11 protein-coding genes are annotated in these 15,550 nt (G+C 42.6%); 5 read left to right on the forward strand and 6 right to left on the reverse strand.

Translation table 11 applies throughout. The features are described 5' to 3' along the window. Window positions 1-14: 14 nt before the first annotated feature. The 5 genes from PCIT_RS19580 to PCIT_RS19600 form a co-directional block, all read right to left on the reverse strand. The gene (locus tag PCIT_RS19580) at window positions 15-869 is read right to left on the reverse strand and encodes an EamA family transporter (RefSeq protein WP_010362133.1); all 855 of its coding nucleotides are present in this window, start codon (window positions 867-869) and stop codon (window positions 15-17) included. Window positions 870-1,035: 166 nt separating this feature from the next. Then, window positions 1,036-1,827 carry a class I SAM-dependent methyltransferase gene (locus PCIT_RS19585; protein WP_010362134.1) on the reverse strand — a complete coding sequence of 264 codons (792 nt, stop codon included), beginning with the start codon at window positions 1,825-1,827 and terminating at the stop codon, window positions 1,036-1,038. 96 nt (window positions 1,828-1,923) lie between these two features. Next, entirely contained in the window at window positions 1,924-3,015 is a 1,092-nt protein-coding gene (locus PCIT_RS19590; protein ID WP_010362135.1) for a methyl-accepting chemotaxis protein, read from the reverse strand. 109 nt (window positions 3,016-3,124) lie between these two features. Continuing rightward, window positions 3,125-3,967, reverse strand: coding sequence for a GGDEF domain-containing protein (locus PCIT_RS19595; RefSeq protein ID WP_010362136.1), 843 nt, complete (start codon window positions 3,965-3,967; stop codon window positions 3,125-3,127). A gap of 57 nt (window positions 3,968-4,024) precedes the next feature. Continuing rightward, window positions 4,025-4,450: a DUF3429 domain-containing protein gene (locus tag PCIT_RS19600; RefSeq protein ID WP_010362137.1), complete on the reverse strand. Its 426-nt coding sequence runs from the start codon at window positions 4,448-4,450 to the stop codon at window positions 4,025-4,027. Between the two features lie 269 nt (window positions 4,451-4,719). Here PCIT_RS19600 and ahpC point away from each other — a divergent pair, with 269 nt between their 5' ends. After that, window positions 4,720-5,289, forward strand: a complete 570-nt coding sequence (gene ahpC, locus PCIT_RS19605; protein WP_010362138.1) for an alkyl hydroperoxide reductase subunit C — start codon at window positions 4,720-4,722, stop codon at window positions 5,287-5,289. A gap of 68 nt (window positions 5,290-5,357) precedes the next feature. Beyond that, window positions 5,358-6,929 (forward strand): alkyl hydroperoxide reductase subunit F, encoded by a 1,572-nt coding sequence (ahpF, locus tag PCIT_RS19610; RefSeq protein WP_010362139.1) that lies wholly within the window; start codon window positions 5,358-5,360, stop codon window positions 6,927-6,929. A gap of 80 nt (window positions 6,930-7,009) precedes the next feature. Here the strand turns inward: ahpF and PCIT_RS19615 are convergent, their stop codons facing one another. Next, entirely contained in the window at window positions 7,010-7,504 is a 495-nt protein-coding gene (locus PCIT_RS19615) for a DM13 domain-containing protein (protein WP_010362140.1), read from the reverse strand. A 467-nt stretch (window positions 7,505-7,971) separates the two neighbouring features. Here PCIT_RS19615 and PCIT_RS19620 point away from each other — a divergent pair, with 467 nt between their 5' ends. From PCIT_RS19620 to PCIT_RS19630, 3 genes are all read left to right on the forward strand, one after another. Beyond that, a complete protein-coding gene (locus PCIT_RS19620) occupies window positions 7,972-11,133 on the forward strand; it encodes a glycosyl hydrolase family 18 protein (RefSeq protein ID WP_010362142.1) in 3,162 nt (1,053 codons plus the stop codon). A gap of 69 nt (window positions 11,134-11,202) precedes the next feature. Next, window positions 11,203-12,795 (forward strand): lytic polysaccharide monooxygenase, encoded by a 1,593-nt coding sequence (locus PCIT_RS19625; RefSeq protein ID WP_010362143.1) that lies wholly within the window; start codon window positions 11,203-11,205, stop codon window positions 12,793-12,795. A gap of 82 nt (window positions 12,796-12,877) precedes the next feature. Then, window positions 12,878-15,520: a glycosyl hydrolase family 18 protein gene (locus PCIT_RS19630; protein WP_010362144.1), complete on the forward strand. Its 2,643-nt coding sequence runs from the start codon at window positions 12,878-12,880 to the stop codon at window positions 15,518-15,520. Window positions 15,521-15,550: the final 30 nt, after the last annotated feature.

Consider the following 15,550-nt stretch of genomic DNA (forward strand, 5'->3'; position numbering starts at 1 on the left):
AGGCTATCAGTGAGCTAAGTTGTTTTTGACCCTGACATTGAACTGCCTACTGAGGCGGTTATTACCATAAAAATTGCGCACCACTGAAGGGGGGTAAGTAATTCAGCGAGGATCATAAACCCTGCGAGTGCCGCAATAGCAGGTTCTAAACTCATCATGATACTGAAACTTTGTGCCGACATATTACGTAGTGCAACCATTTCCAAACTATATGGTAATGCGCTTGAGAGCAAGCCAATCATGATCCCAAGCGGAATTAATTGCCAATTAAGTAGGGCTGCCCCTTGTGAAATAACCCCATATGGCACTAAAACAATGGCTGCAACACTCATACCTAGCGCAACGGTTGCACCGCCAGAACCATGATTCCCGGTTTTCTTACCAAATAAAATATAGCCTGCCCAGCATGCTCCTGCTATCAATGCCAAAACAACTCCCACGGGGTCTAATCCATCTACACTGCCCATGTTGGGTAAAAGAAGCACGATCCCAAGTATTGCAAAGCCAACCCAAATATAATCTCGCTTACGTTTAGAAGCCAGCAGCGCTACAGCCAGTGGACCGGTAAACTCTAACGCAACGCCAATACCAATCGGGATCCGTTCAATGGCGTAATAAAAAGTAATATTCATGCCACCTAAGCACAATCCATAAACAATAATTGGGATCCAATTACTTGGTAGGCGTCGCCAAGGCCTGAAAACCATACAGAGAATAATCGCAGAAAAACCCAGCCGGTAGGCTGTTGTGCCTTCAGGGCCCACATAAGGGAATAGCTGCTTAGCGATTGATGCACCAGATTGGATTGTTACCATTGCACAGAGTAAACAGGCAATAGCAAATAATGTATCTTTATTGATAGCGGGCATCATGGGGCTCACTGGAACTGAAGTATCGTAAAGGCGTCAGTCTACTGTGAGATCTCAAGCTTCTCAAGGATATTGTATACTTTATTATTGCTGTTAACGCCTTAAGAACTCGAAGGTTACATTATGTATCTTTTAATTTTTTATTTATTGACCTAGTCTAGCCCTATTAACACTTTAACGTATCAAGGTATCTGAACCAATCGTTTTGATGTTGAGTCATTGCTTGGTGTTTTTTTGAATTCATGTGGGCATCTCTGTCTTTGTCCGTCATAAAAGGACCAACTCGACAAAAAGGGCAGTGGTTATTCTGTAAATAATGCGGAATAACAAGCTGTGAGCTCAGTGCCTGGTTAGGTTTTTTTGACCAAACATAGGTGGTACCACTGGTATCTTTTACATGTTTATCTCTATCTACATTACGGATTTTATAGCCACCGAATTGCCCGATATCAAACTTAGATTGCCCTAAATACTTAATATCAAGTCCATGGTTTAATGACGATTCTAAATCCCACTCACAATAGGGCTTTACATCTTTTGAGGTAACATAGCATAACATTTCACCTTCAGGGTCTAGCGCATATTGACTTGCATAGCTGATAAAGCAGCGCAGCAAACGTCTATTCAGGGTATTGATGGACAAAGGCTGCTTGTCAAACTCTGATTTGCTGGTAAAACCGGGCACTAATGGAAATTGAAAGATGACGACGTCAAAACTATGCTTGATCAGCCTCTGCCACGAGTCAACGTGTGTTACATCAAATTCAGTGTATACAGGAACATTATGGCTCGTCAGTATATCGAGTGCATGTGATTCATATTTATTTCTGAGCTGCTGTTCAGAATCATAAATACTGGCACAAAGGTGTTTTGGTGAAAAGTGAGTATGTAACGCTGAAGAAAAGCTTAAATCACCATCCCCAACGGTCAGAATTCGCCATTGCTTATCTAAAATCATGTAAAACCATATTCAATAAAAACGGGCAGAGTATATCATTGAATAATGCGCTTGGGTAAACACACAAAATATGCTCACCCAATTGATGACGTGTGGTTAATAATGACCTTGTGTAAGTTGGTCGAGTAACGCCATAACATCACCACTGGCGCTTTCCATTCTATTGAGCTGCACAATGACGGCTTGTTTATCTCCCGAAGAAAATAACATCATGGCTTCTACACCTGCTCTGTGTACTTCTTTGTGTGGTGCATCTATGCGTTTAAATGCTGAATGGTTACTAAATTGTTTGGCACCATCACCTTTGAGCCACTTTCCTAAGCGGCAGCTTGCATGATCTGCAAAACTATCAATTGATTGTGTATCTGCACCGATTAGGTGGTTGTATACATTCCCTTTCCATACAACGTGATCAAGTTTTACTGTTTGCAGGAAGGTTTGAGTAGTAGCACTCATGATGGTGTTTTTCATCGAGCCACAACTACTGACGATATCTTTATATTCATCATTCAAATGTGAAATACTGCCAGATAGGTTATGATTTGAATCTTGTATCACACTGACTGCATTGACGGTGAGCTGTGTTGTATCAATGATTTTTTTCACTAAATCAGACACTTCATTTGCTGATTCATTTGTATTATTTGCCAGTGCGCGCACTTCGTCAGCAACCACACTAAAGCCTCGGCCTGCTTCACCGGCTCTGGCCGCTTCGATAGCAGCATTCAGTGCTAACAAATTGGTTTGGTCAGATATTTTTGAAATCGTGGTGACGAAGGTATTAATGTTGTCGGCCATTTGCGATAAGCCAGATATGTTGTCTGTCATATCTCCCATATTACTGGCTAAGCTCTCCATCCCCTGCAAAATATTTTTGAGAGAGCTTTCTGATGTTTCAAAAGATTTATTTACACGATTGATTGATTGGCTTTCTCTATCTATGTCGATAAAGCTTTGTAACACGGTTTCTCTGATCCCTTGGATCTGAGATAAGCCATGCATAGCACACTGTAATAATTGGTTATCCGTGTTGTCATTGAGTTGAGCCTGGGAGTGAACTAACTTGTCGTTTAAGTCGTCGGCTTGCGCTTTTAACTGTGTATTTTCGTGAGTCAACTGCGCGACGACGCGTTCTAGATCCTCGATTTTTTTCTTTTGTTGTTTATTACTAAATAGTTGATCTAACAAGTGGTTGTCCCTCTTTATCGATTTACCGTAATGAGGGTATCAGTGAATTAACGAAAGTGCTACAACAACTACTGAGGTTATTGAGGTAAATCTAATTAAGTGTAAAAAATTACAGAGTTCTAGGACGTGTTCGGACAACTTTACTGGCTTTATCAGAGTACATGCTAGAATCAGCCCGTTGAACAATGGTATCTGGTTGTTCTTTGGAGTCTGTTTTTGCCGTACCAATACTCAAACCCACACCATATTCAAAAATTTGTTCGAGTAAAGCGTCACGCAAGGTGCTGAGATCATTTTCATTATTCTCGCCAAACGCCACAAATTCATCACCACCAATTCTAAAACAATAGTCATCACCAAATTGTTTTATTAACGATGCGGAAAATGCTTTTAGAATATTATCTCCCACATGGTGACCATATTTGTCATTTGCTTGTTTAAAATCATCTAAGTCAAAGTAGAAAAGCACTGGCTGCTTGTCACTGAGCTCATTAAATGTTTCAAAACACGCTTTGCGATTCCCTATGCCGGTAAGAGGATCGTGGTTTGCTTCAAAGCGCAGTTGTGCTTCAAGTTTTTCTCGCTGCTTGATCTCATCATTAAGCTGACCAATGACACCGCGCTTTGTTAAAATCATTGTAAGCATACCGTAGCATGTTATCAAAAAGCCGATATTTTTTAGGGAAGTATCAAAAATTAGTAGGGGCATGTCACTATCACTAATAAAGTCGTCAGTGATATCAAGCAATAATCCAATACTATATACACTCCATCCGAAAAGTAAGAGTTTGCTTTTAAGGTGGGGTACACTCAACGCAATTAATGAGGTCGTTAATCCAAACCAAAATATCTCTTCAAATGTATCCCAATAAAAGTCTGGTTGATTCAACTTCCACATTGTGAATAGTCCAACTACTAGCCAAATTAGTATTAGATAAAATTTAACTGCCATGTGCATACCTTTTTGAACTCTCACCTATATGTATAGCAGATAAATTAGCAAAATAGATTACCCTCGGGATAATTCGATACTTTGCGCCAACATAAATAAATGGCAGACAAAAACAACTGAGGTTAGAACATAACGCATTTTTTGATAATCTTTATGATAGTTCTGCCAAGCTGCCATCCCTCTTTCAAAAACCAACACAATTGGGTAGCTCAGCGCAAGGTAAAGCAATACCACCGATGAATCGAATATTGCTAAAAGAGGAAAGGGTATCACAACTAATACAGCCATTACTGCATGGGTATTAGACTGCTCACCAGCTCGCCACAAAGTGCCTGCCATAAAGGCAAGAATACCTAAACTATAGTAAATAAATGTATCAATAGCGGTTATTGATGACCCCAGAAGTAACGGCCAAAACACGCAGGCTAAGAACGGCAAAAGGCCAAAGTAGCCAAGTTGGATATGATTCATGTATGGGTGCATGTTTTACTCTTTGTTGCGTTATTTATCAGTATTGTACGTATGTCAGTATACCTTAGGTGCACTCTTTGCGGGAAGTTTTGTCACACTCATCGGACTTTCATCGCGAAAAGCGAGTGTATTTAGATTTCCATCCATAATATCGATTAGTTTAATCTAAACAATCAATTTTATTTGTTTATTCAAAACCACTATCTTAGTTACCAAGCCAAACGAACACAGACTACATGTTCGAAACATACATTAATTATTTAAACTAAGAGAGAATACTAATGAGCACATCTTTAATAAACACAACAATCAAACCTTTTAACGCAACAGCATACCATAACGGTGATTTTGTAGAGGTAAGTGAACAAGACTTACTTGGCAAGTGGTCTATTGTTTTCTTCTACCCGGCTGACTTTACATTTGTGTGCCCTACGGAATTGGGCGATGTGGCTGACTATTATGCACAGTTACAGGAAATGGGCGTAGAAGTTTACTCGGTATCAACTGATACGCACTTTACGCATAAAGCATGGCATGACACGTCTGACACAATTCAGAAAATCAAATTCCCAATGATTGGCGACCCAACAGGACGCATCACACGTAACTTCGGTGTAATGATTGAAGAAGAAGGCCTTGCGCTTCGAGGCACATTCGTGATTAACCCTGAGGGAGAAATCAAAGTAATCGAAACACACGACTTAGGTATTGGTCGAAGTGCAAAAGAGCTATTACGCAAAGTACAAGCGGCGCAATACATTGCAAGTCATGATGGTGAAGTATGCCCTGCATCTTGGCAGCCAGGTGAAGAAACTCTAGCACCGTCGTTAGATTTAGTAGGAAAAATCTAATAGGAAATACTGCCAATGGGGCGACATAGTCGCCCCTTACGTAACTTATTGCTGTGAGGAACCTAAGCATGCTCGATAAAAATATCAAACACCAACTACAAAGCCACTTTAGTGCGATTAATAACCCGATTGAGTTGATCATTGCCCTAGATGACAGCAATAAATCAAAAGAAATTAAAGCATTAGCGGACGATCTTGCATCGCTGAGTGATAAAATTTCAATAAAGAACTCAGAGCAGCCTGGTGCACGAACGCCCAGTATGGTTGTTCGTTCTCCCATATCTAACACCCACATTGAGTTTGCAGGTGTGCCGATGGGACATGAGTTTACATCATTGGTTTTGGCATTGTTACAAACAGGGGGCCACCCTGCAAAAGCTTCAAATGATGAAATTGAACAAATAAAATCACTTGATAAACCGCTTAACTTTGAAGTGTATATTTCTTTAAGTTGCCAAACGTGTCCACAAGTTGTGCAGGCGCTTAACCTTATGGCTGCCACCAACTCACATGTAAGCGCAACCATGATTGACGGTGCGCTATTCCAAGATGAAGTCAATGAGCGCAATATATTGGCAGTACCCGCGGTGTACTTAAATGGAGAGCTTTTTTCACAGGGAGCGGTAACACTCAGTGACATATTAAATAAAGTCGACAGTACATCGGTAGAAAAAACAGCAGCAAAGCTAAACGAAAAAGACGTTTTTGACATGTTGGTTGTCGGCGGTGGCCCAGCTGGTGCCTCTGCTGCTATTTATTCAGCTAGGAAAGGGCTTAAAACGGGCGTTGTTGCTGATAAATTTGGAGGGCAAGTATCAGAGACACTCGGCATAGAAAATTTTATTTCTGTACAAGCAACACAAGGCCCCAAACTGGTAGCGCAATTAGAAGAACACGTTAATCAGTATGAAGTCGATATTATGAAAGGGCAAAGAGCGCTCAGCGTATCTGCAGATGAATTACTGAGCATTGAACTTGAAAGTGGTGCAACGTTGAAAGCCAAATCGATTGTTGTCGCGACAGGTGCTCGATGGAGAAGCATGAATGTGCCAGGAGAAGCTGAATATAAAGGCCGAGGGGTTGCGTATTGCCCTCATTGCGATGGCCCATTATTCAAAGGTAAACCGGTTGCTGTTATTGGAGGTGGAAATTCAGGTATTGAGGCTGCCATTGATTTAGCGAATATCGTTGATCATGTGACCGTACTTGAGTTTGCTGACTCGTTGCGTGCAGATGAAGTTTTGATAAATAAAGCTCGTAGTTTAGGTAATGTCACCATTATTAAGAGTGCACAAACAACCCAAGTGATTGGCAATGGCCAAAAAGTGACAGGGTTAAGTTATATTGACCGTAACAACGGCGAGGCATATGAATTAAGTGTTGCAGGTATTTTTGTTCAAATTGGGCTAATTCCCAACAGTGAATGGCTGCAAGGTTCAGAGGTTGCATTAACTCAATTTGGTGAAATTGAAGTAGATGGCAAAGGCGCTACTTCAATGTCTGGGGTATATGCAGCAGGAGATGTTACTTCCAGTGCATTTAAACAAATTATTATAGCGATGGGCTCGGGTGCTACCGCAAGCCTAGGCGCATTCGACCATCTTATTCGTCAAGGTAGTGATCACTCCCAAGCTGCGTGATTAGTAGAAAAAATCATTGCATGTCAGTTCGTTAGGTACTGACAACACCCAGCAATGCAAAGCCATTTAATACCCAAGTATTAAATGGCTTTTTCATTTTTTATTAATATTTTATATTGCGCCGCAGAAATAAATTGAGAAAAGCTTTCACACCAAATTATGACGGTATTGAATTCTTCAATATCAATATTATTAGGTACTTTAGCAATGAAAGCGTCAAATGTTTTTATATCAGCAATACTGATCATTTCTGATTTCAAACGCATAAAGTCAGTTTCTGTTTCTACAAATTGCTTTGCTAAGTACAACTTATAATCAGGCCCTGGCGCAATAGTGCCCTGAAAAGAGATGGTGTTTGTCGAGATATTCACGTCACCTTTAGCAAAATGTAGTAAATCTGAATCTTTTAATGAGCTGACAAATTGCCCTTTATACTTTACGTTTTGCTTAGCGGTGGCGAGTTCTAACATGCTTGGACTAGCGGGGGCACTTATAATTGGCAGTGCGTAAAGGCCACTCAAAAAACCCACCAAAAATGTAACAACAATTAACAATGTCAGTTTAACTATTTTCATTTATCCGCGACCTTTTCAAATTTGTTAGCGCTGATTATAGCGTATTGAGATCATCTAAATCGCTAATTTTATTCATAAAGAGCAAGTTTCCAACCTTTAATTTAGTCAAAAAATATTAGGGATACGATTTCTGTTGGTACTTTTGGGTTTTGTTACTGGTTTGATATGCTTTATTTGTAACGAATGAAATACACATAAAGAAGAAATGTTGGTGTGAATTTTGTGCTAATTTTTGGTTTTATTCATGTTATTGTCTTGTTTTTATCAATAAATACAATGGGTTTCACTGTATTTCTAAATGTTATGTTATTTTATTTCTAATCCTTTTTTGTGTTTATTTTTATTTTTACTAACCCCTTGTGGTTGGTTTTTTCGAGTGTAGAATTCTGCGCCGTGTCTACCTATGGGTACATTTGTAACTATTAAGTGGCGCAAATAACAAAAAACATACAAAATAGGAAGGTTTCATGCCGTATTCACGCGAACATAAGCGTATTTTTCAATTTAGCGCAATAACAGCCGCTATGCTGAGTAGTTCAGCATTCGCTGCGATTGATTGTGCCCCGTTAGATAAGTGGCAAACAAACACCATTTACACCAGTGGTGATCAAGTTCAACAAGATGATGTTGCTTATAAAGCCAATTGGTGGAACAAAACATCTCCGAAGCTACGTTCAGGTCAGTGGCAAGAGTGGAGTAAACTAGGTGAGTGCTCATCGCTAGATTCTGAAAATAAAGCCCCAAGTGTTGATTGGCTGAAGCCTGCAGCTGATGTTACTGTGGTTGAAAATGACAGCGTTATCATTGAGTTTGCAGCGACCGACAGTGATGGCGCAGTAAAACAGGTTGCGGTGTATCATGATGATGAACTCGTGCGTGTGTTAGACAGTGCCCCGTATTTGTTTAATTGGCAAGCAAAGGTCGGTGAACATCAATTTCATGCTGTCGCATTAGATGATGATGGAGATACCGGACGTTCTATTAGTCGCAAAGTAACCGTAAACACTTTACCGAAAGACACCAATAACGCGCCCACTGTGCGTCTTGCAGCGCAATTGCCTTCAGAGCTTGAAGTGGGTGCTAGCATTGGGTTTACACTTCAAGCAAATGACTTAGATGAAGATACACTCAAGCAAGTGTTGCGTCTTAATGGCGAGGTACTGGTTGAAACGACTGAGCTAACACACCAGTTCGATTGGCAAGCGAAAGCAGCAGGTCGTCAGGTATTTACGTTAAGTGCAATTGATGAACATGGCGCTGAGTCGGAAGTAGTACAACGGGTATTTACAGTAAAAGAAAAAGGCGACCAGCCAGATAGTCATGAAAACTGTCGCCCTGCCGGTTTGTATCAAACGCCGGATGTAACACCTGCTTACTGTGACATATACGATAGTGAGGGGCGCGAAAAAATGGGGGTTGATCACCCTCGTCGTGTTATTGGTTACTTTACGAGCTGGAGAACAGGTAAGAATGATCAACCGAGTTACCTAGTTAAAGATATTCCTTGGGATAAAATCACCCACATCAACTATGCATTTGCTCATGTTAATGCCGAAAATGAAATCAGTATTGGTAACCCAAACGCCGAAAACAACGCGGCAACCAATATGACGTGGCCGGGTGTCGCGGGTGCTGAGATGGATCCTGCGCTCCCTTATACGGGTCACTTTAACCTCCTAAATAAATATAAGCAGCAATATCCTCACGTAAAAACCATGATCTCTGTCGGTGGTTGGGCTGAAACTGGCGGCTTTTTTGACGAAGCAGGTAAGCGTGTTGCCAGTGGTGGTTTCTACACCATGACAACCAATGAAGATGGCAGCGTTAATCACGCAGGTATTAACGCATTTGTTGCCAGTAGCGTTGAGTTTTTACGGACCTATGGCTTTGATGGCTTAGACGTAGACTACGAATACCCATCGTCAATGAAAGACTCAGGCCACCCTGAAGATTTTGAGATCAGTAATCAACGTCGTGCAGGGCTGAATAAATCTTATCAAGTACTCATGAAAGCATTACGTGAGGCCCTTGATAAAGCCGGTGAAACTGATGACAAGCATTATATGTTGACCATTGCTTCACCGTCATCAGGCTATTTATTACGCGGTATGGAAACCTTTCAAACTGCGCAATACTTAGATTTTGTGAATATTATGTCATACGACTTACACGGCGCATGGAACGACCATGTGGGGCACAATGCACCGCTATTCGACACTGGTAAAGATTCAGAACTGAAAGTGTGGAATGTGTATGGCACCAAAGAGTTTGGTGGTATTGGCTATTTGAATACCAATTGGGCGGTGAATTATTTCAGAGGCGCATTACCGTCCGGACGAATTAATATTGGTTTGCCGTATTACACCCGAGGATTTCAAGGTGTTAACGGCGGGGAGAATGGCTTATGGGGCCGTGCACCGCTGCCAAATCAAAGCGATTGCCCTAAAGGCACCGGCATTGGTGACAAAAACAAATGTGGTAACGGCGCGATTGGCATCGATAACTTATGGCACGACCTTGAAAATGGTCAAGAAGTGGCCGCAGGTAGCAACCCGTTATGGCATGCTAAAAACTTAGAAAATGGCATAGTACCTAGTTACTTGGCTACCTATGGCCTGACGCCAGAGTCTGATCCTGATGATGTTATGACGGGGAAATATGAACGTCATTACGATGATGTAGCCGTGGCCCCTTGGCTGTGGAATGCCCAGAAAAAAGTGTTCTTATCAATAGAAGATACTGAGTCTATGAAGACAAAGTTAGATTATGTTATTGATAAAGACTTAGGTGGCGTGATGTTCTGGGAGCTTGCCGGTGACTATGCATTTGATGCCAATAAGGGTGAATACTTTATGGGCTCGACGATGACATCGTTGGCGTATGACACTTTTAATCAAAGTGGCAAAGCGTATGGAGCGCATTTAGGGGACTCGCAGTTTACACCACCTGAAACGGCGGTCGATGTGAGGTTTGTTGCCAAAGACTTCCCTGTCGGTGACCAAAACTATCCGATCAGACCTACTTTTGCTTTTACGAACCACTCAGAAATCGATTTAACAGGGGCAAAAATATCGTTCAACGTGCCAACGTCAACGTCTGCTATTTTCAAGTCAAATTGGAATGCACAGAAAAAGCTTGGGATGCAAGTTGAATTAGACAACTCAAATACGTCAGGTAATAACATTGGCGGATTTGAAAATGAATTCCATCGCTTTTCAATCACCTTAAAGAATCAATGGGGTGACCAGCTTGAGTCTTTCAAAAAAGGCGAAACAGTCAATGCGCAAGTGATGTATTACATGCCCATTACTGGGCCGGTAAATTTCGTGATTGAAAAAGACGGTAAAAAGTATGCGTTTGCAACAGAGTACCCAGCGCTGCCAATTGCTAATAACGACACACCCGACCCAGGTGATGGCACCCCCCCATCAGACAAACAATGTAATGGCATTGATGTATCAACGCTTAATACCTATCCGAACTGGCCACGCACTAATTGGGCTGGACAGCCAAGTCACGCGTTAGGTGGCGACCATATTATTCACAACCAAGCTGTATTTAAGGCGAAGTGGTGGACCAATAGTGCGCCGTCAGACGGTGGTGCTTGGCAAAAAGTGTGTGACCTTTAAGCATTTTGGTTTAGAGAGCGAAAAACACACAGTCTAATTCAAGGGTCGCTTGCGGCCCTAGGGAAACTTATGAAAAAACAATTAACACTAACAGCGGTGGCGCTGGGGATCACTGTGGCTGCAATACAGCAGGTGAACGCCCACGGATATATGGATAGCCCTAAAGCACGACAAACCATCTGCCAAGAGCAAGGGGGGTTTTGGTGGCCAAAAGATGGTAGCAATATTCCAAATGCGGCATGTCGAGCTGCCTTTGTGAAAAGCGATCATGTGCAGTTTATTCAAAGGCATGAATTTGCAGCGAACGTGGCAGATTTTAATAATCAAACTGCGGTTGAAGCGGCAGTGCCAAATGGCAAGTTATGCGCCGCTGGCGATGCCAATAAAGCCGGTATGAATATCGCTTCTGCTGACTGGCAGCGCACGGTGGTTAAGCCAAATAGTAACGGGGACATAAAAGTCCGATATCGCGCCACTACACCACACAACCCCAGTTTTTGGCAGTTTTATTTAACCAAACCAGGCACTGCGATCAACACAGAGTCATTGCGTTGGGATCAGCTTGAGTTGGTGCAAGAACATGGCAATGTCGCATTTTTTATGGCCCCAGATGGTAAACGATATTATGAAATGACGGTTGCTATACCTGAGCAGTTTAAAGGTGATGCAATCTTATATAGCCGCTGGCAAAGAGATGATGTAGTCGGAGAAGGGTTTTATAACTGCAGTGATATTACAATCGAACGCACAGATAGCACGCCCGAACCTGTGGTTTGGCATTCTGCTGGTTTTTACGTAAAGCAGGGGCAAGACGCATTAGCAGGTGACACTGTATGGCTACGTTTGTTTGATGCTAACGGACAAGAGCTCATTCAGCAGCAATTTAAAGTTACCGAGCACTCATTAGATTGGGCGATGCAATTGGCTCAGCAAGTTGTGCAAGATAACCCTGATTTGATTCAAATTGGTGTTAAGTCGGGATCAGGTGATGTGACGTTCGATCATCAAAACCCGGCATCCAATCAGGTTTTTGTTAGTGACACAGCGCATAGCTACAATTTAAGTATTGTAAAGCAACCAGTTAACACTGCGCCGACAGTACATACGCCACAGCCATTAACATTAGAAGAAAATACCAGTACGCACTTGCATGTTCATGCCTTTGACGATGAGCAAAGCACGCTGACTTTTGACTGGCAGTTGCCCAATGCGTTGAGCTATATAGGCGCTGGTTCAACAATCACAGTCACCGCACCTGAAGTGACTGCAGACACTGAGTATACCGGACAGGTTACGGTCTCTGATGGGATGTTAAACAAAACAGTTCCGCTACATATCACTGTCACTAACAAAGTAACCCCGCCAACGCCTCCGACACCACCAGAAGGTGACACGTGGCAAGCAAATAAAGTCTATACCGCTGGAGATACCGCTGTTTATAAGGGGAAAACCTATCGTGCTAAATGGTGGGTAAAAGGTCAGCGACCAGATCAAAGTCAAGCGTGGCAATTAGTAACAACAGACGATAGCAGCAATGCGTGGAATGCAAGTACGGCTTATCAAGGGGGCAGCATTGTGACCTTTCAAAGCCAGAAGTACAAAGCGCGCTGGTGGACTCGAGGCCAGCAGCCAGGCAGCAATGCTGTGTGGCAGAAACTATAACCACCTTATAAACCATTAAATTTCATTGCTTTAAAAAAGCTTTAAATAATAACTATCAAAACAACATACTATAGGAAAAACTATGTTTAAATTTTTACTCTCAGCGGTTGCTGTTGGGGCTGCGCTGGCAAGTGCAAGTACCGTAGCAGCACCATCAACACCCAGTATCACGTGGAAGCCACAAAATTATTCCTTTGTGGACGTGAATATTTATGGTCGTGGATCATACAAACAACTTATTCAAGCAAAAGACGAAGTAAACATTCAAATTGAGTGGAACGCTTGGTCTGGTAAAGGCGGTGACAGCTATCAGGTTTACTTTGACAATGAGTTAGTCAACGAAGGTCAGTTGTCTCCAGGTTCTAAAAGTGGCGTGATCAGCTTCCCGTATAAAAAATCGGGTCGTCATCAACTGCAAATTGCACTGTGTGATGAAACAGGGTGTGTAAAAAGCGCCACTAAGCCAATTGTGATTGCCGATACTGACGGCGGGCATTTAGCGCCATTGCCATTAAATGTTAACCCAAATAATAAACAGTTTGATACCGATCCTAATACGGTGGTTGGTGCATATTTTGTAGAGTGGGGCATTTATGGTCGTAAGTTCGATGTGACGCAAATCCCAGCTGATAACTTAACCCACTTACTCTATGGTTTTATTCCAATTTGTGGTCCAAATGAGTCGCTGGCTGAAATTGAAAACGGTAACAGCCTACGTGCATTAAATCTGGCATGTGGGGGATCAGAAGATTACGAAGTGGTGATTCATGATCCGTGGGCTGCAGTACAAAAAGCACTGCCAGGTGTAAGCAGTAGTGATCCAATTCGTGGTACCTATGCACAGTTGATGGCGTTAAAACAGCGTAACCCAGACTTAAAAATCTTACCTTCTGTCGGGGGCTGGACGTTATCAGATCCGTTCTTTGACTTTGACAATAAAGCTAACCGAGACACGTTCGTTAAGTCGATGCGCGAATTCTTAACCACTTGGAAGTTTTATGATGGGATTGATGTTGATTGGGAATTCCCTGGCGGAGATGGCGCTAATCCGAACTTAGGCAGTGACAAAGATGGTGAAGTTTATGTGACGCTGATGAAAGAGCTGCGCATTATGCTTGATGATCTTGAAGCGCAAACTGGCCGTGAATATGAACTAACCTCTGCGATTGGTTCTGGGTGGGACAAAATTGAAGATGTTGATTATCAACAAGCTGCGCAATATATGGATTACATTTTTGCGATGACGTATGACTTTCATGGTGGTTGGAACAATGTAACTGGGCATCAAACAGGTATTTATTGTGGGTCGCATCTATCAGCAGATGAATGTAATGGCACAGGTGTAGATGAAAAGGGTGAGCCGCGCAAAGGGCCAGCCTATACATTAGACAATGCGGTTAAGCTATTGCTTGAACAAGGTGTGCCAAGCGAAAAGCTAGTGATAGGTGCTGCGATGTATGGCCGTGGTTGGGAAGGGGTGAAACCTGAAAATGCGACTATTGCAGGCAACCCAATGACAGCACCAGCTAACGGTAAATTACGTGGTTCAACGTCTCAGGGCGTGTGGGAAGCGGGTGTGATTGATTATAAGGGATTAAAATCTCATATGATTGGTGCAAACGAGCAGGGTGTAAATGGCTTTGAAGTTGGCTATGACGAGCAGGCACAAGCCGCATATGTGTGGAATCCGCAAAAAGGCACGTTGGTAACGTACGATAGCCCACGCTCAGTGCAAGCAAAAGGCCGATATGTGCGAGAGCACAATCTCGGTGGTTTATTTGCGTGGGAAATTGATGCAGACAATGGCGATATACTCAACGCGATGCATGAAGGTCTTGCTGGAAAATCAACGCCAGTTCCTCCGAAAAACCATGCGCCAACGCTTGAGTTAATTAACGAAGTGAAGGTTGCATCAGGTGAGACGATTCAACTTGTCGCGACAGCAACAGATCCAGAAGCAAAGCCACTGACTTATCTTTGGCAGGGTGATAATGCGTTAACGCTTAATAGCAATAAAGAAACGCTCGTTATTACAGCGCCTGAGATCACAAAAGATTCTGTCTATACCGTGAATTTAACAGTATCTGATGGAGTCAATGACGTAACTGCTTCGGTCAAAGTGATGGTGAGTGCACCTGTAATAGAAAATAAAGCGCCGAGCGTGGCGAATATCACTGCCATTACGGTTGATGAAAATAGCGAAGTATCACTGAGTGTGGTGGCTTCGGATCCTGAAGGAAAGTCATTGAGCTACAGCTGGCAAGTACCCGGTCATAGCATCGTCGGTTCAGGTAGTGAGGTGGTATTAAAAACCTCTGAAGTTGAGCAAGAACAGCGTGTAACGGGTTCTGTTACAGTCACTGATGGTGTCAATACGGTTGAGCGTGAATTTAGTGTGACGGTGAAAAACACAGAGACTACACCAGACCCTACTCCGGAGCCAGGTAAAACAACATGGAATGCAAGCACTGTTTACGTGGGTGGCAACATCGTTTGGTATAACGGCGTGCAATATAAAGCGCGTTGGTGGACCAAAGGCGCTGTGCCAGGTAATGGCGGCGTATGGCAAGAGATCATTCCTGATGACGGCACGGTTCGTGATTGGCGCAGTGACCTAGTCTATACCGGTGGCGACCAAGTTAGCCACAATGGCGTGAAGTATCAAGCACGTTGGTGGACACGTGGCCAAGCACCGGGCAGCAATGCTGTGTGGCGCAAGCTGTAATCTCAAGTTTATTTAACTAACACACGATTG

This window comes from Pseudoalteromonas citrea, from assembly GCF_000238375.3.
Classification (GTDB): domain Bacteria; phylum Pseudomonadota; class Gammaproteobacteria; order Enterobacterales; family Alteromonadaceae; genus Pseudoalteromonas; species Pseudoalteromonas citrea.